We start from the raw sequence: 20,681 nt of genomic DNA on the forward strand, positions 1-20,681 counted from the left end.
CGCTCATACCGGGTCCAGCGGATCACCCGCGTCGCCGAAACCGGTTTTACCGAGGAGTTTGCGGTCGCGTTCGGCGAGGGCGGCGCGGCGCTGCGCCTCACGCAAGCTCTCGTACCATTCGGCGAGCAGGGTGTTCTGCAGGCCGAACATCTCCTTCTCCTCCTCCGGCTCGGCGTGGTCGTAGCCGAGCAGGTGCAGGACGCCGTGCACGGTCAGCAGCGCGAGTTCGTGGTCCAGCGAATGTCCGGCCTTGGTCGCCTGGGCCGCCGCGAATTCGGGGCACAGCACGATATCGCCGAGCATGGACGGGCCCGGCTCGGCGCCGTCCGGTCGGCCGCCGGGTTCGAGTTCGTCCATCGGGAAGGACATCACGTCGGTCGGGCCCGGCAGATCCATCCAGCGCATGTGCAGATCGGCCATGGTGTTGAGATCGACCAGCACCATCGACAGCTCGGCCGCCGGATGCACATCCATCCGGCCGATCGCGAAACGCGCGACGCTGATCAGATCTTCCTCGGGAACGTCCATTCCCGACTCGTTGGCGATCTCGATACTCACGCGCTCAGCTTAAAGCGTCTCGTACGACCTCGGTGAGATCGGGCGGCCACGCACCGCGCGGCTGCTCGGGCGGCCTGTGTGGCGCGCCGGCGAACCTGGCGCGGCGAGCCGCCGAACCGCGCGGCTGGTGCTAAGTTCGCGGCGGTGAAGACCACACGCACGGCAGGCCGGGCCGCGGTCGCGACAGTTCTCGCCGTCATCATGTGCGCTCCGGCGGCGTCGGCGACGCCGGCCGCCCCTGCGGACACCGGCGCGCTCGCCACCGCGGTGCACCGTGATCTGGGCATTTCCGTTGCGGAGTATCAGCGGCGCGCGGATCTGGCTCAGCGGCTGGCCGTCTTCGCCGCGGCCGAGCAGCGGCGCTCGCCCGGATCGGTGCGCGGGATCGGGCTCGATCAGCAGGGCCGGGCGTTGATCGCCGCCGTGGGTGCCGCCGTCCGGACCGCGGCCCGACAGGCGGGCTTCCAGCTCGCGGACGATCTCGCCGGTTCAGCGAATCCCGTTGCACCCCATGCCATTCAGCCCAACGAGCCGAGTCCGGCGGCGGAGCGCGGCCCGAGCGCCGATCAGATCGCGGGCGGCGATGTCTATCTGAGCCGCACCCCGCCGAACGATCGGGCGGCCAAATGCTCCTGGGCGTTCAACGCGATCGAGCCGGACGGCACGCCCGCGGCGCTCACCGCGGGGCACTGCAACGAGGCCGTACTGGCCGGACATCCGCTCGCACCGGACCAGCAGACCTTCCCGTGGCACAACGACCACGTGACCGGCCCGGCGACCGGCTCGTTCCAGAAATCGGTGGTGGACGGGATCCGGGACTACTCGATCGTGCGGATCACCCCGGCGGCGCGAAACTCGTTCCGCAACAATCTCGTTCGCGGACCGGTCGACGGACCCGATATCCGGATCACCGGCGCCGGCATTCCGGTTGCCGGTGCGCCCGTGTGCAAATCGGGTTCCACCACCGGCTTCACCTGCGGCGTGATCACCGCCGTGGACCAGCCCGACCCGCAGCGCCCGCCGATCCGCTTCAAGCACAGCGCTCTATCGCTGCCCGGCGACAGCGGGGGCGCACTGCTGTCCGGAACCCTGGCGATCGGCATCATCAGCGACGGCGGAATCTATTCCGACCCTTCGCAATTCCCCACCGACCGGCCCAGTGTGCTGCCGCCCGCCCCGCCCGGATCGCCGAGTCCGGGCCGCATCCTCCAGCAGATCGGGCCCCGGGCGTTCCAACAGGCGGGCCCGCTGGTCGGGCAAGTGCTACCCGGCATCCCGCAGATCGCGATGATCGCCCAGTCCGTCGCCGACGTCCTGGACCAGAACCCCGGCCTGCGCCTGCGCACGAGCTGAACACCGCCGACCGGCTCATCCCAGAGCCGGTGCACATCCGAAACGACGCCGCACACAGCTGAATCACACATCGACGCCGTGCCGCGCCCACCATCGGCGGACACCGCTGTCGTCATCGGCGGCAGATTGCGTCCGTCTCTCCCGCCTGCCGCTACTCGGGGCACATGCCGGCGCGAGTGCCGACGAGTTCAGCGGTTCTCCGGTTCACAGTCCGAGTTCACGCCCAGTCCCTTCGCAGGGGCGATACGCCGGCGAGCGAGGTCATCGGCTCGCGGGGCCGAGGAGATCTCGGGCCGTCGGCCACCTTGGAAGATATTCGGGCCCAACCTGTTTCGCGGGTAACGACGTGTCCGCCGGTGGGACGCCGTAGCCGGACCCGATCGGCTGCGGCGTCCCCTTGCTCAGCGCCGCGAGCGCTCCGCGGCGCGGCGCTGGGCACGGTTGCCCGGGTAGTGCGGCGCCGCCAGCGCCGGGCGGTCGGCCTCGTACCGCTCGTAGGCGTCGACGATGTCGGCGACCAGGCGGTGCCGCACCACATCGCTCGAGGTGAGCTCGGCGAAGTGGATGTCGTCCACATCGGTGAGGATGTCACTGACCACCCGCAGGCCGGATCTGGTGCCGCCGGGCAGGTCGACCTGGGTGATATCGCCGGTGACGACGATCTTGGAACCGAAGCCGAGCCTGGTCAGGAACATCTTCATCTGTTCGGGCGTGGTGTTCTGCGCCTCGTCCAGGATGATGAACGAATCGTTGAGCGAGCGACCGCGCATGTACGCCAGCGGCGCCACCTCGATGACGCCGGACTGCATGAGCTTGGGGATGGATTCCGGATCCATCATGTCGTGCAGCGAGTCGTACAGCGGGCGCAGGTACGGGTCGATCTTCTCGTTCAGCGTGCCTGGCAGGAAGCCGAGCCGCTCCCCCGCCTCGACCGCGGGCCGGGTCAGGATGATGCGGTTGACCTGCTTGCTCTGCAGCGCCTGCACCGCCTTGGCCACCGCCAGATACGTCTTACCGGTACCGGCCGGGCCGATGCCGAAGACGATGGTGTGCTCGTCGATGGCATCGACGTAGCGCTTCTGGTTCAGCGTCTTGGGGCGGATGGTCTTGCCGCGGCGGGACAGGATGTCCAGGCTCAGCACCTCGGCCGGAGAATCCGAGGAACCCTCGGTGAGCATCGCGTACGTATGCCGCACCGCCTCGGGCGTGACCACCCGGTTGCGGCTCGTCAGCGCCACGAGCTGTTCGATCACGCGCTCGGCCAGGGCGACGTCGGCGGCCCGGCCGGTGAGCGTCACGGCATTGCCGCGCACGTGGATGTCGGCATCGAGCAGACGTTCGAGTTCACGCAGGTTCTCATCGGCCGAACCGAGAAAGCCGAAGACGGATTCTGGAGCGAGTTCGATACTGGAGCGCGCGGTCCGCGCGGCCGGTCCGGTACCGTTGCCGCCGTCCCCGGCGGTGGGAGTTGTCGGGTCGCCTATTTCACCTGGTGTTCTCAAAAGTGCCTATGGCCTGCTTTCCGGTCTAGAACATCACTGGTTGTGATGAAAGTTTACAGCCGAGCACCGACACAGCCCAGTGAATAGACCACGACCAGCAGGTCACGAGCCCGTGCACGGTGGCGGCGCGGCAACCGGCCCGGCCAGCGGCACCAGCACCGGCCCGCGCGGCCGCGCGAGCGAGGATCCGCGCACGCCGCGAGGCTACTCGGCATACCGCATCTCCCGATCCACCGCGTTCGCGGCCGGATACTTCCCGATGCCGGAGTGCAGGAGCGCGAACGGGACCAGCGCGAGGGCCGCGACGACCGCGGCGATCACCGGCAGCGATCCCACCAGACCGAGCGAGGAGGTCACGCTGCCGAGCCCGGCGCCCAGACCGATGCCGAGGTTGAGCACCGTGATCAGAATGCTGCCCGCGGTATTGCGGAACCGTTCGGAGGCCACCCGCATCACCCGCGCTTGCAGCACGACGGGCAGCACCCCGATGAGCACCCCCCACAGCGTCACCAGGACGAGGTAAACGATTGCGCCACTTCGCATTCCCATCCCCGCGGTGATCGCGGCCAGCGCCAGGGCGGTCACCGGCAATGCCGCGGTAGGCCAGCGATCGCCGATCCGGCCGGCCACGAGGACGCCGGCGAAACCGCCGATCCCGCTGGCGAGCAACACCCCGGGGACCGCTCCCGCGCCGATTCCGGCCGCGGCGCTGACCGGAACCACGAAGGTGAACACCGAGTAGTAGCCGATGAGCGAGAAGAATCCGCCCGCGGCGACCAGCAATACCCATCCGGCCGATCGGTCCCAGCGCTCGGGCTCGGGTCGCGCGCCGTCGCCGACCGGCGGCACCAGGATGGCGATGATCGCCGCGCAGAGCACGCACAGGGCGGCGAGCGCCACGAAGGTCACCCGCCAGCCGAGCTGATGCGCCATCTGCGTTCCCAGCGGCACGCCGACCAGGCCCGCGACGGTGGGGCCGGCCAGCACGATCGACAGCGCCCGCCCGACCCGCTCGGGCGGGACCAGCGCGGCGCCGTAGGCGACGACCACGGCCCAGAACAAGCCGTGTGCGGCCGCCGCGGCCATCCGGGCGACCAGCGCCACCGCATATACCGGGGCCAGCGCCGTGGCGAGATTCGCGGCCGCCATGACGCCCAGGCTCGCGAGCACCACCGACTTTCGAGACCAACGCATCGTCCAGCGCACCAACGGAATTCCGGTCAACGCGATGGTGCCCGCCCAGCCGGTCACGAGTAGTCCGGCCGTCGACACGCCGACCGAGAGGGACGAACTCATGGAGTCCAGGACTCCCGCGGGCATCATCTCGGCGCTGACGGTCGTGAAGGTCGCCCCGCCGAGCGCCAGCAGCGGCGTCAGGGAGCCCTTTGATCTGTTCATATCCGAGAACGTAAACTTTGACATAGGTGTCAAAGTCAAGAGGAAAGTTCGGGCCACGATGAAGATCGGCGAACTCGCGGAGCGCACCGGAATCTCCACGCGGATGCTGCGCTACTACGAATCCCAGGACCTGCTGCGGTCCGAGCGAGGTCCCAACGGTTACCGCTACTTCCAGGACAGCGACATCGAACGCGCCCGGACCATCTCCAGCCTGATCCGGTCGGGCCTGCCCACCAGACTGATCCGCGTCGTGCTGTCCGCGCAGGACCGCCCGGACGACTGGACCGACGCATGCGACAGCGAATTCGCCGCGATCCTGCGCGCGGAACTGACCACTCTCGACGACAAGATCGCCTGCCTGACCCGAAGCCGGGAAACCGTCAGCGCGTACCTCGCACGCGCCGCGGGCTGAGCGTCACGAGGGATCACGCACCGCCGCATTCGCCGGAGGCGACTTCCCCCTGTCACCCGCCCGCGCGGCCGAATGTCAAACCCCCGGTTGGATCCGCGCCCGGATCGCCGGGGCGACCGGACGCGGCCGGAGATCCTTCTCGGTGCCCCGCGGAGAACGTGACCGCGGGCCTATCTAAGAGGCATTCATGGCCACGAGTGATGCGCCGGGCACGCGCAACGTCTGGACGGCGTTGATCGGCGGGTCGATCGGGAATCTGATCGAGTGGTACGACTGGTTCGTCGCACACATCTTCGACCGATCCGATTGTGCATCCAGCCGCATCGGCCGTGGCAGGCGCCCGGGAGTCCGGGCGTGCCGGCCAGACTCACGCACCCACGGACCGACGGTGCGTCGCCGGACGCGTCGGAAGTGGTCCGTCGGGCGGCTCGTCGCTACGGGCCCGGGCGCGGAAGGACTCCGGGGTCTCGCCGGTGCAGCGGCGGAAGAATTTGCCGAAGACGGTGGGGCTGGTGAATCCCAGCCGGCTCGCGACCTGCCCCGGCCGCAGATCGGTATGCACGAGCAGCCGCTTGGCCTCCAACGCGGTGCGGTCGTCGAGGTACCGCTTGGCGGTGCGTCCCGTCGCGGCCAGGCAGGCCCGGGTGAGTGTGCGGACGCTGTAGCCGAGGGTTGCGGCGTAGTCCTCGATGCGGCGACCGGCCGCGAAGTCGCGCTCCACGGCCTCGTGGAAGCGCTGGAAGGTATCGCTCCCGCCTCCCGCGCGCAGGCCGTGCCGCCGCTGCCGGACGTGTCCCAGGCGTAGCACCAGGGCCGCCAGGAGGTGACGCATCAGGTCGACGCGGGCCTCCGGGGGCAGCGCGCCGGTGTGGCGGTAGGCGTCTTCCAGGAGACCCAGCAGCGCGGCCAGCGCCGCGTCCTCCTCGGCGTCGGGTAGCAGCGGTCCCGGCGAGTAGGGCGGGGTCAGGCGGGCGGCGGCGAGGGTGGCGGTGTCGAGGAAGCCCGGCATGAACAGCAGGACCGCGCCCGTGGCGCGGTCGAGCCCGGCGCCGAAGCGGTACACCTGACCGGGGCTGATCCACAGCCAGGCGCCGGGCGGGACGGTGTGCCGCACGTCATCCGCCCAACAGTTCAGCGAATGGGATTTCACGAGGATCAGGTGATGGAACTCGGCCCGCAGGGGGCGGCCGAGCGGCACGCCGTTGCGCTCGGCGCGCTCGCGCAGCCGGGTGAAGTCCCACACCTCGACACCCGGCGGCCCTCCGGGCGGCGGACGGAAAGGAACTTCGGTGATGCGAGCTTGTCCGTTTTGGTCCATGACGTGACGTAAGCGTACGTCATCCGGGCCCGGTTTGCGCCTAGCGTGGAGTGCGACGGAGCGATTCGGAGCGCGAACCCCGGCCAAGTCGGAAAGTCTTCACCGCCCGTCACTTGACCGAATCGTTCTCGGGTATTCGGGCGGATCAGCAGACACCGGAAGAGGAACCACCATGCGTTTGATCGTAGGAATGACAGGTGCCACGGGTGCCGTCTTCGGCATCCGCCTGCTGGAGAACCTGCGCGAAATACCCGACGTGGAAACGCATTTGGTGCTGTCCCGGTGGGCGCGGACCACGATCGAGCTGGAGACCGGCCGCTCGGTGCGCGAGGTGGCCGAACTGGCCGACGTCACGCACAGCCCGCAGGACCAGGGCGCCACCATCTCCTCCGGTTCCTTCCGGACCGACGGCATGATCATCGCGCCGTGCTCGATGAAGACCCTGGCAGCCATCCGGGCCGGCTATGCCGACGGGCTGGTCGCCCGCGCCGCCGACGTCGTCCTCAAGGAGCGCCGCAAGCTGGTGCTGGTTCCCCGCGAGACGCCGCTGAGCGAGATCCACCTGGAGAACATGCTCGCGCTGACTCGCATGGGGGCGCAGATGGTGCCGCCCATGCCCGCCTTCTACAACCACCCCGCCACCGTCGAGGACATCGTCGACCACATCACCGCACGCATCCTCGATCAATTCGACCTGCCCGCCCCCGCTGCCCGGCGCTGGGAGGGTATGCGCGCCGCCCACCGGCCGAACCCGGCCCGCAACGCCCCCACCGCCGCCTGACGCCCCGACATCCGAAGGAGTTGACCGACCATGGCCTACGACGACCTGCGAAGCTTTCTGGAAATCCTCGACAGCCAGGGACAACTGCGGCGCGTCACCGAACAGGTGATGCCCGAGCCCGACATCGCCGCCGCGGCCAACGCCGTCACCCGGCTGGGCGAGCAGGCCCCGGCACTGTACTTCGACAACGTCTACGGCTTCGATCGGGCGCGGATCGCGATGAACGTGCACGGCTCCTGGGCCAACCACGCCCTGGCCCTGGGCCTGCCCAGGGAGACGGGCGCCAGGGAACAGGTCGAGGAGTTCATCCGGCGCTGGGCGAAGTTCCCGGTGGAGCCCGAGTACCGGGACGACCCGCCGTGGGCGCAGAACACGGTCGAGGGCGAGGACGTCGACATCTTCGACATCCTCCCGCTGATCCGGCTGAACGACGGCGACGGCGGCTTCTATCTGGACAAGGCCGCCGTCGTCTCGAAGGACCCGGACGACCCGGCCAGCACGGACAAACAGAACCTGGGCGTCTACCGGATCGAGGTCAAGGGCAAGCGGAAGCTGGCGCTGCAACCGGTGCCGATGCACGATATCGCCCAGCACCTGCGCAAGGCCGAGGAGATGGGCGAGGATCTGCCGATCGCGATCACGCTCGGCAACGACCCGGTGATCTCCATCGTCGCCGCCACCCCGATGGAATACGACCAGAACGAGTACGAACTGGCCGGCGCTTTGCGCGGCGCCCCGGCGCCGATCGCCCGCTCGCCGCTGCACCACCTGCCCGTGCCGTGGGGCTCGGAGGTCGTGATCGAGGGCGTCATCGAGGGCCGCAGGCGCGAGATAGAGGGCCCGTTCGGCGAGTTCACCGGTCACTACAGCGGTGGCCGCAACATGACGGTCATCCGCGTCGACAAGATCTCCTACCGCACCGATCCGATCTTCGAGCACCTCTACCTGGGCATGCCGTGGACCGAGATCGACTATCTGATGGCCGCCAACACCTGCGTTCCGCTGTACGAGCAGCTGAAGAAGGATTTCCCCGAAGTCCGCGCGGTCAACGCGTCGTACACCCACGGCCTGGTCGTCATCGTCTCGACCGCGAAGCGCTACGGCGGCTTCGCCAAGGCCGTCGGGATGCGCGTGCTCACCACTCCGCACGGCCTCGGCTATGCGGCCACGGTCATCGTCGTCGACGAGAACGTGGACCCCTTCAACCTGCCCCAGGTGATGTGGGCGCTGTCCACCAAGATGAATCCCTCCGCCGACCTCGTCGTGGTGCCCAACCTCCCGATCCTGGAACTCGCGCCGCAGGCCGACACGCCCGGCATCGTCGACAAGCTGATCATCGACGCCACCACCCCGGCCCCGCCCGACAGGCGCGGCAACTACGGCAACCAGGTGACCGACCTGCCCGAGATGGGCGAGTGGATCACCAAACTCCAGCAACTCGCCGAGAAGTGATCCCCGCCGACCCGAAGGAGCCGAACGTCATGTCCGACAAGAACATCCGGCCCGCAGAGTGCCCGCGCTGCGGCCACCGATCGCTGGAGCTGCTGCACGTCTCCCCCGTCGCCGGAGCCTGGGAGGTCTACCAGTGCCGGCAGTGCCTGTATTGCTGGCGCACCAGCGAGCCGGCCCGCCGCACCCGGCGTGACGCCTATCCGGAGAGTTTCAAGATGACCCCCGAGGACATCCGCAACGCTCCCGAGGTCCCCACCGTCCCACCGCTGCGAGCCGGCGCATGACCGCCCCCGGGCATGCCGGTCCGTGCCCGCCGCCGATTCGCCGGGCGCTGGACGAACACACGACCCTGAGCTTGGCCTACGTCGACGAGGCGGGCTCTCCCGGGGCGTGCGCCGTCTTCTACGCCCGCACCGAGGCCGGGCCGCTGGTCTTCCTGAGCTCTGCCGACACCGTCCACGGCCGAGCACTGTCGGCCGGCCGGCCGGCGACGCCGGTCGCTTTCACCGCCCAGCGCGACGGGCAGACCTGGACGGACATCACCGGCATCCAGGGCCGCGGCAGCTGCCGCCGGCTGACCGGAGACGAGGCCGCGGCGGCGCGCCGGGACTATGCGCGACGTTTCCCCTTCATCGATACGGCCCCGGGCTTGTCCGCCGCCCTGGCCGCGACCGAGTTCTGGGAGATCCGGCCGCATTGGCTCCGCCTCATCGACAACACCCGCGGTTTCGGCCACAAGACCGAATGGACCCCGCCGACAGGAAGGAATTCAGCCATGTCCGGTAACGCGGACTTCGAGACGACGATCGAGCAGCCCGTCCCCCCGCAGGACCTGTCCCACATCGTCGGGCACCGCTTGATCTACACCTACGCCAACGGCTGGCAGTACGAGATGTATGTGAAGAACGACCACACCATCGATTACCGGATCCATTCCGGGATGGTCGGCGGACGCTGGGTCAAGGATCAGCAGGTGAATCTGGTTCAGCTGGCCGAGGACAGCTACAAGATCTCCTGGACCGAGCCCACCGGCACCTCGGTGTCGGTCGACGTGATGCCCGCCAAGCGCCGGCTGCACGGCGTGATCTTCTTCCCGCACTGGGTGGAAGAACACGGTGAGCGCACCGTGCTGTACCAGAACGACCATCTGGACAAGATGCGCGAGTACCGGGACGCGGGCCCCACCTACCCGATCTACGTTGTCCCCGAGTTTGCCAAGATCACGCTGTTCGAATACGTCGGCCCCGATGACGACACCGTCATCTCGGTAGCACCCGGCGAACTTCCCGATGGCTGGTCGGATCGCGCCAACTGACCCGGCGCGGCGATCCTGTTAGCAAAACCCGGCGGACCGGAAAGCATTGGCGGCGGGCTGCCCGGGTACCCCACAATCGGACCACGACCCATATCGGTCGTGGGACGAGAACGGGGGTGAAAGCAATGCCGGTTCGAATAGCAGAATGGCTTATCAGCAGCGAAATCGTGGACGAAATGGCCTTCCGGATCGATGTTCCGGGCGGCGACCGGGGGCGGTGGATCGTCTCGTTCCTCCCGCCGGGCTTTCGACTTACCGAGAAGCAGGCACTGACCTGTATGGAGCTGGCCGAGATGATTCTGCTCGCCCTGGAGTCCTCCGTCGGCACGCTCGAACTGGAACTCGCTCGAATCCGGGCGAACGAACTGGAACTGAGCCTGGAGGACCTGATGTGGTTGCTGGCAGCTCGCTCGACCACCCTGCATCAGAATCCCGCCCCGGAAACCTCGGGGTCCGCACAGGCGTAACCGCACCGCACCGGCTCGGTCCGGTGCGGTGCTCCCGATTCGCGGTCACTTCACGCAGGGAATCCCGCTGCCGTTCATACTGGACAGATCGGTCGGCGCGGGCGCCTTCGCGCCGAGGTTCGTCGCCGAGACCGGCGGCGGCGTCGTCGTGGAGGCCGGGGTTCCGGACGTCCCGCTGAGGCCGGCCATGCTGGTGAGCGAGTCGCTGCCGGCCAGTTCGGTTCCCACGGTCAGCTGAATCGATTGCGCACTGATCGAGGACGACCTTGGCCTCGCCGCTGTCCGGATCATTACCGAAATCCTCGACCGGCAGCGTGAACAGGGTGAGCCCACCGGACATCAGCGACGACGCCTCCGCGGCGAACCTTCCGAGATCCAGGCCTTTGTCCACGGCCATGTTCTGCTGAGCGACGCCGAGCAGGTTCATCAATTTGCCGGGACTGGACATGGTTCCGCTGCTCTGCAGTTTGCTCGCCAACGAGACGATGAACGCCTGCTGCCGACGGGTGCGGTCCAGATCGGTGAAATTCAGCGATTCGTCCGGATCCCGGCGCTGCCGCACGAAAGCCATTGCCTGCGAGGCATTGATCTCCTGCCTGCCCTTCACGAAATCTGCGCCGGAGAACTTGTCCTGGGTCCGCTCGTTCAGGCATACCGTGATGGGCTGCACCGCCTGAGCCACCTGGAAGAAGGCCGCCAGGGTGACCTCCACGAAATGGTCGATCGGCACGCCGCCGAGGAATTTGGTGACGGTATTCGCCTCGGCCTTGCGCCCGGCATCGCGCGCCTTGGCGTCCAGCGCCTCCGGATTCCCGATCTTGTTCTGGTACTTCTGTTTCGCCGCGAAATAGGCGCGCCCGTACGCCTCCTTGATCTTGCCCTTGCAGATATCACCGCCGCAGGACGCCGGGTCCAGGGTGACGTAATCGTCGCGGGGAATGGAGATGGCCGTCGACTTGGAGCCGTCGCCCGGAATGTGGATCAGCATCAACACATTCGAATTCATCCCGACGACGCTGTCGTCGCCCGCGTGCAGGGCGTTGTACATGTCCTGCGGCAGCGGATTGCCGTGCTCGTCCAGGCGGCTGTCCAGGCCCATGATCAGGATGTTCTGTTCTTGGCCTGCCGATTTGGGGCCGTCGCTGATCGCGTCGGAGGTCGTGACGCCCTTGATCGCGTGGTCGTAGACCCGCCACGCCGCGCCCGTCCCGACCAGAACCAAGGTCGACACCAGTGCGATGAGTGTGCGCGCGGACAGCGCCGCCCGGTGGTCGCCCCGGCCGCGCACCGCCGCACGTGCGGGCCGCCGCGGCCGATCCGTACCGGTCTGCTCCACGGCCCGCGACCGGTCGCGGGCCGTACCCGCGTGCGTCTCACGCGAGGACCGCGGTTGGGTGCCGTGCGGCAACCGCTCGGTATCCGGACCATCCGCCGGTCTTCGCGGACGCTCCCCATCATGGGTCATACGGACCGAATATAGGCCGCGATCTCGAGACCGGCGAAATGCGCGGATTACCGCACCGGGACCGGAATCACTTCACGCAGGGAATCCCGCTGCCCTTCATACTCGACATGTCGGTCGGCGCCGGAGCCGTCGTGCCCGCGTTCGTCGCCGACACCGGCGGAGGCGGCGGCGTCGTGGAGGTGGGAGTGGAACTGCCGTCCTCGCTCGAATTGCCCACCATGCCGGTGATCGAACTACTGCTCGCGAGGTCCGTGCCGACGGTCAGCTGAATCGACTGCGAATTGATCGAGGAAGACTTGGTCGCGGTCAAACCCAACTGCCCGGCCAACGCGGTGGCCGCCTCCTGCGCACCCGAACCGTACAGCAGTGTGCTGGAACTGCGCGTGGTCCCGGTGATCGCCTCACCCTGCGCGAAACCGCGTGCGGCGAGCGCCTTTTCGAGATTTCCACCCAGCCCGTTCTTGCCCGAACTGTTCACCACGTTGGCCGTCACTCCGGACGCGGACGGGATGTTCGTACTCGTCGGCGTCGCGCTGGGGGTCGCGCTGGCGGCCCCCGGCTTGGGCGGATACAGCAGATTCTTCACATAGGAGTGAATCAGGTCGAGGTCGACGATGCTGGTGTCCTCGCCGTCGATGACCTTGAAGTCCTTGACCGGCAGGGTGTACAGCGTCAGTCCGCCGCCCATCAGAGACGACGCCTGCCCGGCGAACTTGCCCAGATCCAGACCACTGTCCACGGCCATGTTCTGCTGCGCGACCTTGAGCAGGCCCATCAGGGTGCTCGGGCTGGAAAGCGTTCCGCTGCTCTTCAATTTGTTCACCAGCGAGACCACGAACGCCTGCTGACGACGGGTGCGGTCCATATCGGTGAAATTCAGCGACTCGTCCGGGTCCCGGCGCTGCCGCACGAAAGCCATTGCCTGCGAGGCATTGATCTGCTGTTGGCCCTTGACGAATTTCGCACCGGAGAACGTGTCGTGCGTATTCTCGTTCAGGCACACCGTGATCGGCTGTACCTGCTGCGCGATCTCGAAGAACGCGGCCATGGTGATCTCCACGAAATGGTCGATCGGAACATCGCCCAGGAACTTGCTCACCGTCTTCAGCTCGGCCTTGCGCCCTGCGTCACGAGCCTTGGTCTCCGCGTCCGGATCTCCTTGGGCCTGCTTGCCCAGCACGGCGCCGTAGGTGCGGCCGTACGCCTCCTTGATCTTGCCCTTGCAGAGGTCGCCGCCGCACGCGGCCGGGTCGAGGGTCACATAGTCGTCGCGCGGGATCGAGATCGCCGTGGATTTGGTGCCGTCACCCGGAATGTGGATGAGCATCAGCACATTCGAGTTCATGCCGCCGTTGTCGTTGTCGCCGGCGTGCAGGGCGTCGTACATCGCCTGCGGCAGCGGATTGCCGTGCTCGTCCTTGCGGCTGTCCAAGCCCATCAGCAGGATGTTCTGATCCTGGCCGAGGGATTTGGGGCCGTCGCTGATGGCGTTCGAGGTGATCACGCCCTTGACCGCGTGATCGTAGATCCGCCATGCCGCACCGGTTCCGACCAGAACCAGGACGGACACCAGCGCGATCAGGGTACGGCCGACGGCCACCGCCTTGGCGTTGCGCCGCGGGCGGGCCGGGCGCCGGGAGTGCCGGCGCGGCCGCAGCAGCGTCGTCGCGGCATCGGGGTCCGGCTGCGCCTCCGCGGTCGTCGCCTCGCCGGGCTGGGACTGCGCCGACTGCGACTCGGCTTCGCGTGTCTGCGAACGACTTCCCCGAGTGGGCGGCACGGCGTGCGCCCTCTCGGCGCGCGCCGAACGCGCCTTCGCCACGCGCGACAGGCGCGGCTGAGTGCCATGCGGCAGCCGCTCGGTACTCGGACCGTCCGGCTCCTTCCGCCGATGGCCCCCTCCGTAAGTCATACGGACTGAATATAGGGGTCGTGACCGGCGTTCGCCAGACGAGCGCCCGCCGACGTGGAATTGATCACCGACAACCGGTGCGGAGTATGACAACGCGATCGAACCGGTTGTGCGCCAAGACAATGAATGATTGCTCTACCACCTGGAAGTCAGCGCACCCAGCGCACCCAAGGCGACCGCGCCCGCGGTCGAGGTGCGCAGCACGGTAGGCCCGAGCAGTGCGACGTCCGCGCCCGCATCGGCGAGCGCGGTGATTTCGGCATCGTCCAGGCCGCCTTCGGGCCCGACGATGAGGACGATCCGCGATGCGGCGGCCAACGGCAGGGAAACGAAACGGGCCGTACCCGATTCGTGCAGCGCGACGACGATTCCGTTGTCCGCCTTGGTCTCCCGCACGAGTGCCAGCACATCGGAAGTGTGATGGGGTTCGGCGATCTCCGGGATGAACGCCCGGCGGGACTGCCGCGCCGCCGAGCGCGCCGCGGCACGCCATTTGTCGACGCCCTTGCGCGCCTTGCCTTCCCAGTTTGCCACGCAGCGCGCGGCCTGCCACGGCACGACGACGTCGACGCCGGCCTCGGTCATCAGTTCCACCGCCAGCTCCGAGCGATCGGATTTGGGCAGCGCCTGCACCACCGTGACCGGCGGCGCGACCGGTTCCGCGAGAATGCGGTCGAGTACCCGCAGGTCGAGTCGGTCCTTCTGCGCCGCAACGACTTCCGAGGACGCGAGCAGGCCCGCGCCATCGGACAGGGTGATCGGCTCGCCCACCCGGATGCGCCGCACGGTCGCCGCATGGCGCCCCTCGGGGCCGTCCAGGATCGCGATACCGCCCGGCTCGGGTATCTCGTCGAGATAGAAAACCGTTGCCGCCACTGTGAATCCGTCTTCGGGTCAGCGACCGCTGAACGAGGCGCGCAGGCGCGCGAACAGACCGCTGTTGTGCTCGGATTGGGCCGAAAGTACCTCGGTGCGTTCGCCGTTGCGCATGGCCTTGTACTTGCGCAGCAGATCGGACTGCTTGGCGTCGAGCTTGGTCGGCACCACGATGTCCAGGTGCGCGATCATGTCGCCGCGGGCACTCGAACGCAGTTTGGGCATACCGTGCGCGCGCAGCACCGAGACCTCGCCCGGCTGCGTGCCGGCCGGAATGGTCAGCTCGGTCGGGCCGTCGAGAATCGTGTCGACCACCACGGTCGCGCCGAGCGCCGCGTCGACCATCGGGACGCGGATCGTGCAGTGCAGATCGTCACCGTCGCGGACGAACATGTCGTGCGGCTGCTCGACGATCTCCACGTACAGATCACCGGCCGGGCCGCCGCCGGGGCCGACCTCGCCCTGCGCGGCCAGCCGCACCCGCATGCCGTTCGCCACACCCGCGGGAATCGGCGCGGCGATCTCCCGGCGCGAGCGCACCCGCCCGTCGCCGCCGCACTTGCGGCACGGATCGGGAATGGTCTCCCCGGCGCCGCGGCAGGTCGGGCACGGCCGGGAGGTCATCACCTGACCGAGGAACGAGCGCTGCACGGTCTGCACCTCGCCCGCGCCGCCGCAGGTCTCGCAGCGCACCGGCTTGGAGTTGCCGTTGGTGCCCGCGCCCTGACACAGGTCGCAGAGCACGGCGGTGTCCACGGTGAGGTGCTTGGTGACCCCGACCGCGCATTCGGCCAGCGACAACCGGGTACGCAGCAGCGAATCCGCACCGGGTTGCACACGTCCACGCGGACGCCGCGGACCGGAGGTGTTCATACCGCCGAAGAAGGCCTCGAACACATCGCCCAGACCACCGAATCCGGCACCGGAGAAACCACCCGGACCGCCGCCGGACTCGAGCGGATCGCCGCCCATGTCCACGATGCGGCGCTTCTCGGCATCGCTGAGCACCTCGTAGGCCGCCGAAACCTCGCGGAACCGCTCCTGGGCGTCCGCATCGGGGTTGACGTCCGGGTGCAGCTCACGCGCCAGCTTGCGATAGGCGCGCTTGATCTCCTGGTCGGAGGCGTTGCGTCCGACACCGAGCAATCCGTAGTAGTCCCGTGCCACTTGCGTCTCTAGTCCTGTTCCGAATCCGTTTGCTTCACGATCTCATCGCGACACTTCACCCGGCACACTCACCTTTCGGCAAGCACCTCGCCGATGTATCGGGCGACTGCCGCGACCGAGGCGATCGTCCCCGGATAGTCCATGCGGGTCGGGCCCAGCACACCCATACCCCCGAGCACGGTACCCGGCATACCGTACCCGGTGGAAACCACCGAGGTTCCGCGCATCTGCTCGAGCTGTGTTTCCTCGCCGATCTGCACCGTCACCGTGCCCGGATGCTGCGCGGCGGCCAGCAACTTGAGCACGATCACCTGCTCCTCCAGGGCCTCCAGCACCGCGCGCAGCGAACCCGGGAAACCGAAGTCGTTGACGTTGCGGGTGAGATTAGCCGTACCGCCGAGCACCAGCCGCTCCTCGGGATGCTCCACGAGCGTCTCCACCAGCACGGTCGACACCCGGACCAGCACGTCGCGCAGGCGGGCCGGGGAATTCTCCGGCAGATCCGCGACCGCGGCGGAGGCCGCCGAGAGGCGTTTGCCGTCCATCGCCTTGCCGAGCATCGCGCGCAACGCGGTCAGATCCTCGTCGCCGATCACCCCGCCCAGTTCGACCAGGCGCTGATCGACGCGCCCGGTGTCGGTGATGACCACCAGCAACAACCGGGCCGGATTGAGTGCTACGACCTCGATGTGCCGGACCGTGGAGGCCGAGACGGTCGGATACTGCACCATCGCGACCTGGCGGGTCAGCTGCGCCAGCAGCCGCACCCCGCGACGCAGCACGTCGTCCAGGTCGACGCCACCGTCGAGGAAGTCCATGATCGCCCGCCGCTCGGCGGTGGACAGCGGCTTGACCTCGGCGATGTTGTCGACGAACTGGCGATAGCCCTTGTCCGTGGGAATGCGACCGGAGCTCGTGTGCGGCTGGGTGATGTATCCCTCGGCTTCGAGCACCGCCATATCGTTGCGCACCGTCGCACTGGAAACGCCCAGGTTGTGCTTGTCGACCAGTGTCTTCGACCCGATCGGCTCCTTGGTAGCGATGTAGTCCGCGACAATCGCGCGCAGGACCTCGAGCCGCCGCTTCTCGGTGCTCGACATCGGCCCCACCTCCTCGTTCGCCATCGGACCGCCCGGCGTATGCGAGCAGCATCGACCGCGCGGACCCCGAGTTGATCCGGTTCCAGTTTAGTTCGTGAAAGCCGAATCCCCGCTGTGGCGTGGCGCAACCTCGGCGCGGACCCCGTAAGCCGCCGCCCGGAGGTGCCGGTTCACCCCAGAAGCGCGCGCACGACCCCATCGGCCAGCAGGCGCCCGCGGTCGGTGAGCACGACCGCTCGATCGCGGACCTCGATCACACCGTCGGCGACGAGTCCGTCGACCGCCGCGCGCCCGCCGGCGTCCAGGTCCGCCAGCGGCAGCCCGGCACGCAACCGCACCGCGAGCATGATTCGTTCGGTGTGGCGCTCGGCGTCGGTCAGCTCCTCCCACCCGTCCGCGGGCAGGGTCCGGGCCGCCGCGACACGTTCGGCATAACGTCCCGGATGCTTCACGTTCCACCAGCGCACGCCGCCGACATGACTGTGCGCACCCGGTCCCGCGCCGAGCCAGTCGCCGCCGTCCCAATAGCCGAGATTGTGCCGGCAGCGCGCGGAATCGCCCGAGGCCCAGTTGGACACCTCGTACCACCGCAGACCGGCCGCGGACAGCCGCGCGTCGATCCGTTCGTAGCGGGCGGCGAGCACGTCCTCGTCGGGAGCGGGAAGTTCGCCGCGGCGGACCTTGCGGGCCATCGCGGTGCCGTCCTCGACGATCAGCGAGTAGGCCGAGACGTGGTCGACGCCGGCCGCGAGCACCGCGTCGAGACTGGCATCGAGATCGGCATCGGACTCACCGGGGGTGCCGTAGATCAGATCCAGGTTGACGTGGTCGAAACCGGCCTCGCGGGCCTCGCGGGCGGCGGCGACCGGACGCCCCGGAGTGTGCGTGCGATCGAGGATGCGCAGCACGTGCGTCGCGGCCGACTGCATGCCCAGCGATACCCGGGTGTAGCCGGCGGAGCGGATCCGGCCGAAGAATGCCGGGGAGGTGGATTCGGGATTCGATTCCGTGGTCACCTCGGCATCGGCGGCCAGGGTGAAGTTCGCGCGGATGATCTCGAGCACATCGGCCAGCCCGTCGCCGCCCAGCAGCGAGGGCGTCCCGCCGCCGACGAAAACCGTCGACACCGGCGGCTGCCGGCTCGGCAGTGCGTCGAAAACGGCTGCGGCCGTGGACATCTCACCGCGCAACGCATCGAGCCAGGACTCCGGTGAGGCCGTGCTGCCCAGTTCGCCGGCGGTGTAGGTGTTGAAATCGCAGTATCCACAGCGCGTCGCGCAGAACGGGACGTGCACGTAGATGCCGAACGGCCCGTCGCCGAAGTCGCGCAGCGGCGGGGCGGGCAGTGCGGTCTGCTGGACGGTCGGGCTCACCTTTCCAGTGTGCGTGCGCCCCGCCGCGCGGCCGGGCGCGGGTACCGGTTCCCGCCGATGATCTATGACGCATCTCACAAACTGACTCGAGCGTCCAGGGAATTTCCCTCGAATATGCGGAAAATATGGGCCGGCGGTCGGAACTACCCGGCTGACATGGCACAATAGACCGCATGACCGGACTTGGAGTACGCCTCGTGGCTCGTCGCCACGTCGACTTCAAGCGTGTCTGCAGTGCGAGCTGTCTGCCGGAAAGCCTCCGGTAGTTCGGCCCCGCAGCTCCGGTTTCGACGCCCATTCTCGGCGTCGAGTCTCCCGGCCGCGTACCGGAGGCGTGAGTCAGCCCCTCCCGCCTATCGCCAGGCCTGATCACCCGCAGGAGTGACCCTATGACGTCGAGCACCGACGCCGGTCCCACACCCGAATCCGAACCCGCCGCGCGCGCGGAATCCGAGCGTCTCGCACGCGAACAGGAAGTCGCCCGCGAGCGCGCGCAGGCCGCTCGCGAACGCCGGGCGCGTTCGCGGGCCGGCGCGCAGGCCAGCGGCCCGCGCGAACGGACCGGAAAACCACTGCGCCGCAAGTCCGAAGGTCAGTGGGCCCTGGGCTACCGCGAACCGCTGAACCCGAACGAACAGAGCAAGAAGGACGACCACCCCCTCAACGTCCGCACCCGCATCGAGAACATCTACGCCCCCGGCGGATTCGACTCGATCGACAAGGCGGACCTGCGCGGCCGATTCCGCTGGTGGGGCCTGTACACCCAGCGCGAGCAGGGCTACGACGGCACCTGGACCGGCGACGAGAACCTGGATCTGCTCGAGGCCCGGTACTTCATGATGCGGGTGCGGTGCGACGGCGGGGCCCTGAACACCGAGCAGGTACGCACCCTCGGCGGGATCTCCACCGAGTTCGCGCGGGACACCGCCGACCTCTCGGACCGGGAGAACCTGCAGTACCACTGGATCGAGATCGAGAACGTCCCGGAGATCTGGCGGCGGATCGAGGGCGTCGGCCTGCAGACCACCCAGGCGTGCGGCGACTGCCCGCGCGTGGTGCTCGGCTCCCCGCTCGCCGGCGAATCACTGGACGAGATCATCGACGGCAGCTGGGCCGTGGAGGAGATCACCCGCCGCTACGTCGGCAAGAAGGAGTACTCGAACCTCCCGCGCAAGTTCAAGACGGCGATCTCGGGCCAGCAGGATGTGGTGCACGAGATCAACGACGTCGCGTTCATCGGCGTCGAGCACCCCGAACACGGCCCCGGCTTCGACCTGTGGGTCGGCGGCGGGCTGTCCACCAACCCCATGCTGGCCCAGCGGGTCGGCGCGTGGGTGCCGCTGGCGGAGGTGCCCGATGTCTGGGAGGCGGTCGTGTCGCTGTTCCGCGACTACGGCTACCGCCGCCTGCGCACCAAGGCGCGGTTGAAGTTCCTGATCAAGGACTGGGGCATCGAGAAGTTCCGGCAGGTGCTCGAGGACGAGTTCCTGAAGCGCAAGCTGATCGACGGTCCCGCGCCGGAGGCTCCGGTCCGGCCCATCGATCACGTGGGCGTGCAGAAGCTGCGCAACGGATTGAACGCGGTCGGCTTCTCCCCCATCGCCGGGCGCGTCTCGGGCACGATCCTGACCAAGGTGGCCGACGCGGCCGAGCGGATCGGGTCCGACCGGATCCGGTTCACCCCGTACCAGAAGCTCATCGTGCTCGACGTCCCCGACGACAAGGTCGAGGAATTGATCACCGAGCTCGAACCGCTGGGCCTGCAGGCCCGTCCGTCCAAGTGGCGGCGAAACCTGTTGGCCTGCAGCGGTATCGAGTTCTGCAAGCTTTCCTTCGTGGAGACCCGCAAGCGCTCCCAGGTGCTCGCGCCCGAACTGGATCAGCGGCTGGCCGATATCAACGCCCAGCTCGATGTGCCGGTCACGATCAACATCAACGGCTGCCCGAACTCCTGCGGCCGTTCGCAGATCGCCGACATCGGCTTCAAGGGACAGCTCGTGGACGACGGCAACGGGAATCAGGTGGAGGGCTTCCAGGTTCATCTGGGAGGCACCCTCGGCCTCGATGCCGCCTTCGGCCGAAAGCTGCGCCAGCACAAGGTGACCAGCGACGAGCTCGGCGACTACATCGAGCGCGTGGTGCGCAATTTCGTCAAGAACCGCAACGACGGTGAGCGGTTCGCGCAGTGGGCGGTCCGTGCCGACGAGGCCGACCTCCGGTAAGGAAAGAGAC

General features: G+C 68.2%; 18 protein-coding genes. 8 read left to right on the plus strand and 10 right to left on the minus strand.

What is annotated here, in order from left to right; all coding sequences use genetic code 11:
• Positions 1-3: 3 nt before the first annotated feature.
• On the minus strand, positions 4-558 hold the full coding sequence (gene ybeY, locus AC5WS7_RS20580) for an rRNA maturation RNase YbeY (protein WP_495956170.1): 555 nt from the start codon (positions 556-558) through the stop codon (positions 4-6).
• A gap of 144 nt (positions 559-702) precedes the next feature.
• Between ybeY and AC5WS7_RS20585 the strand changes: the two genes are divergently transcribed.
• Complete coding sequence (locus tag AC5WS7_RS20585) at positions 703-1,911, plus strand: S1 family peptidase (RefSeq protein WP_495956171.1); 1,209 nt, start codon at positions 703-705, stop codon at positions 1,909-1,911.
• Between the two features lie 401 nt (positions 1,912-2,312).
• Here AC5WS7_RS20585 and AC5WS7_RS20590 read toward each other — a convergent pair whose 3' ends face one another.
• Together AC5WS7_RS20590 and AC5WS7_RS20595 are read right to left on the minus strand one after the other, a co-directional pair.
• Entirely contained in the window at positions 2,313-3,395 is a 1,083-nt protein-coding gene (locus tag AC5WS7_RS20590) for a PhoH family protein (protein ID WP_495956437.1), read from the minus strand.
• 222 nt (positions 3,396-3,617) lie between these two features.
• Complete coding sequence (locus tag AC5WS7_RS20595) at positions 3,618-4,811, minus strand: MFS transporter (RefSeq protein WP_495956172.1); 1,194 nt, start codon at positions 4,809-4,811, stop codon at positions 3,618-3,620.
• A gap of 58 nt (positions 4,812-4,869) precedes the next feature.
• Between AC5WS7_RS20595 and AC5WS7_RS20600 the strand changes: the two genes are divergently transcribed.
• Positions 4,870-5,223 (plus strand): MerR family transcriptional regulator, encoded by a 354-nt coding sequence (locus AC5WS7_RS20600; protein WP_495956173.1) that lies wholly within the window; start codon positions 4,870-4,872, stop codon positions 5,221-5,223.
• 367 nt (positions 5,224-5,590) lie between these two features.
• On the opposite strand, the gene AC5WS7_RS20605 is transcribed toward AC5WS7_RS20600, so the two are convergent.
• Positions 5,591-6,541 carry a helix-turn-helix domain-containing protein gene (locus AC5WS7_RS20605; RefSeq protein ID WP_495956174.1) on the minus strand — a complete coding sequence of 317 codons (951 nt, stop codon included), beginning with the start codon at positions 6,539-6,541 and terminating at the stop codon, positions 5,591-5,593.
• Positions 6,542-6,713: 172 nt separating this feature from the next.
• Here AC5WS7_RS20605 and AC5WS7_RS20610 point away from each other — a divergent pair, with 172 nt between their 5' ends.
• The 4 genes from AC5WS7_RS20610 to AC5WS7_RS20625 all read left to right on the plus strand — a co-directional run bounded on the left by AC5WS7_RS20610 (position 6,714) and on the right by AC5WS7_RS20625 (position 10,089).
• Positions 6,714-7,322, plus strand: a complete 609-nt coding sequence (locus AC5WS7_RS20610) for a non-oxidative hydroxyarylic acid decarboxylases subunit B (protein ID WP_495956175.1) — start codon at positions 6,714-6,716, stop codon at positions 7,320-7,322.
• 30 nt (positions 7,323-7,352) lie between these two features.
• Positions 7,353-8,774 (plus strand): non-oxidative hydroxyarylic acid decarboxylases subunit C, encoded by a 1,422-nt coding sequence (locus tag AC5WS7_RS20615; protein WP_495956176.1) that lies wholly within the window; start codon positions 7,353-7,355, stop codon positions 8,772-8,774.
• Positions 8,775-8,803: 29 nt separating this feature from the next.
• On the plus strand, positions 8,804-9,058 hold the full coding sequence (locus tag AC5WS7_RS20620; protein ID WP_495956177.1) for a non-oxidative hydroxyarylic acid decarboxylases subunit D: 255 nt from the start codon (positions 8,804-8,806) through the stop codon (positions 9,056-9,058).
• A 491-nt stretch (positions 9,059-9,549) separates the two neighbouring features.
• Positions 9,550-10,089, plus strand: coding sequence for a phenolic acid decarboxylase (locus tag AC5WS7_RS20625; protein ID WP_495956438.1), 540 nt, complete (start codon positions 9,550-9,552; stop codon positions 10,087-10,089).
• A gap of 252 nt (positions 10,090-10,341) precedes the next feature.
• Here the strand turns inward: AC5WS7_RS20625 and AC5WS7_RS20630 are convergent, their stop codons facing one another.
• The 6 genes from AC5WS7_RS20630 to hemW all read right to left on the minus strand — a co-directional run bounded on the left by AC5WS7_RS20630 (position 10,342) and on the right by hemW (position 18,449).
• The gene (locus AC5WS7_RS20630) at positions 10,342-12,021 is read right to left on the minus strand and encodes an LCP family protein (RefSeq protein WP_495956178.1); all 1,680 of its coding nucleotides are present in this window, start codon (positions 12,019-12,021) and stop codon (positions 10,342-10,344) included.
• A 67-nt stretch (positions 12,022-12,088) separates the two neighbouring features.
• Complete coding sequence (locus AC5WS7_RS20635) at positions 12,089-13,933, minus strand: LCP family protein (RefSeq protein WP_495956179.1); 1,845 nt, start codon at positions 13,931-13,933, stop codon at positions 12,089-12,091.
• 135 nt (positions 13,934-14,068) lie between these two features.
• The gene (locus AC5WS7_RS20640) at positions 14,069-14,809 is read right to left on the minus strand and encodes a 16S rRNA (uracil(1498)-N(3))-methyltransferase (RefSeq protein WP_495956180.1); all 741 of its coding nucleotides are present in this window, start codon (positions 14,807-14,809) and stop codon (positions 14,069-14,071) included.
• Between the two features lie 18 nt (positions 14,810-14,827).
• The gene (gene dnaJ, locus AC5WS7_RS20645) at positions 14,828-15,976 is read right to left on the minus strand and encodes a molecular chaperone DnaJ (RefSeq protein ID WP_495956181.1); all 1,149 of its coding nucleotides are present in this window, start codon (positions 15,974-15,976) and stop codon (positions 14,828-14,830) included.
• Between the two features lie 68 nt (positions 15,977-16,044).
• Positions 16,045-17,076 (minus strand): heat-inducible transcriptional repressor HrcA, encoded by a 1,032-nt coding sequence (hrcA, locus tag AC5WS7_RS20650; protein ID WP_495956182.1) that lies wholly within the window; start codon positions 17,074-17,076, stop codon positions 16,045-16,047.
• A gap of 170 nt (positions 17,077-17,246) precedes the next feature.
• Positions 17,247-18,449, minus strand: coding sequence for a radical SAM family heme chaperone HemW (hemW, locus tag AC5WS7_RS20655; RefSeq protein WP_495956183.1), 1,203 nt, complete (start codon positions 18,447-18,449; stop codon positions 17,247-17,249).
• 173 nt (positions 18,450-18,622) lie between these two features.
• On the opposite strand from hemW, the gene AC5WS7_RS20660 reads away from it, so the two are divergent.
• A complete protein-coding gene (locus tag AC5WS7_RS20660; protein WP_353526446.1) occupies positions 18,623-18,715 on the plus strand; it encodes an Ms4527A family Cys-rich leader peptide in 93 nt (30 codons plus the stop codon).
• Between the two features lie 123 nt (positions 18,716-18,838).
• Positions 18,839-20,671: a nitrite/sulfite reductase gene (locus tag AC5WS7_RS20665; protein WP_495956184.1), complete on the plus strand. Its 1,833-nt coding sequence runs from the start codon at positions 18,839-18,841 to the stop codon at positions 20,669-20,671.
• The last annotated feature ends 10 nt before the right edge of the window (positions 20,672-20,681 follow it).

The sequence above is a fragment of the Nocardia sp. PLKS1-43 genome (assembly GCF_059510335.1).

What these genes read in the sequence shown, in the direction of transcription:
- AC5WS7_RS20595 (WP_495956172.1), bottom strand. Translation starts at nt 4,811, where the DNA reads ATGAACAGATCAAAGGGCTCCCTGACGCCGCTGCTGGCGCTCGGCGGG.
- AC5WS7_RS20600 (WP_495956173.1), top strand. Translation starts at nt 4,870, where the DNA reads ATGAAGATCGGCGAACTCGCGGAGCGCACCGGAATCTCCACGCGGATG.
- AC5WS7_RS20605 (WP_495956174.1), bottom strand. Translation starts at nt 6,541, where the DNA reads ATGGACCAAAACGGACAAGCTCGCATCACCGAAGTTCCTTTCCGTCCG.
- AC5WS7_RS20610 (WP_495956175.1), top strand. Translation starts at nt 6,714, where the DNA reads ATGCGTTTGATCGTAGGAATGACAGGTGCCACGGGTGCCGTCTTCGGC.
- AC5WS7_RS20615 (WP_495956176.1), top strand. Translation starts at nt 7,353, where the DNA reads ATGGCCTACGACGACCTGCGAAGCTTTCTGGAAATCCTCGACAGCCAG.
- AC5WS7_RS20620 (WP_495956177.1), top strand. Translation starts at nt 8,804, where the DNA reads ATGTCCGACAAGAACATCCGGCCCGCAGAGTGCCCGCGCTGCGGCCAC.
- AC5WS7_RS20625 (WP_495956438.1), top strand. Translation starts at nt 9,550, where the DNA reads ATGTCCGGTAACGCGGACTTCGAGACGACGATCGAGCAGCCCGTCCCC.
- AC5WS7_RS20630 (WP_495956178.1), bottom strand. Translation starts at nt 12,021, where the DNA reads ATGACCCATGATGGGGAGCGTCCGCGAAGACCGGCGGATGGTCCGGAT.
- AC5WS7_RS20635 (WP_495956179.1), bottom strand. Translation starts at nt 13,933, where the DNA reads ATGACTTACGGAGGGGGCCATCGGCGGAAGGAGCCGGACGGTCCGAGT.
- hrcA (WP_495956182.1), bottom strand. Translation starts at nt 17,076, where the DNA reads ATGTCGAGCACCGAGAAGCGGCGGCTCGAGGTCCTGCGCGCGATTGTC.
- AC5WS7_RS20660 (WP_353526446.1), top strand. Translation starts at nt 18,623, where the DNA reads ATGACCGGACTTGGAGTACGCCTCGTGGCTCGTCGCCACGTCGACTTC.
- AC5WS7_RS20665 (WP_495956184.1), top strand. Translation starts at nt 18,839, where the DNA reads ATGACGTCGAGCACCGACGCCGGTCCCACACCCGAATCCGAACCCGCC.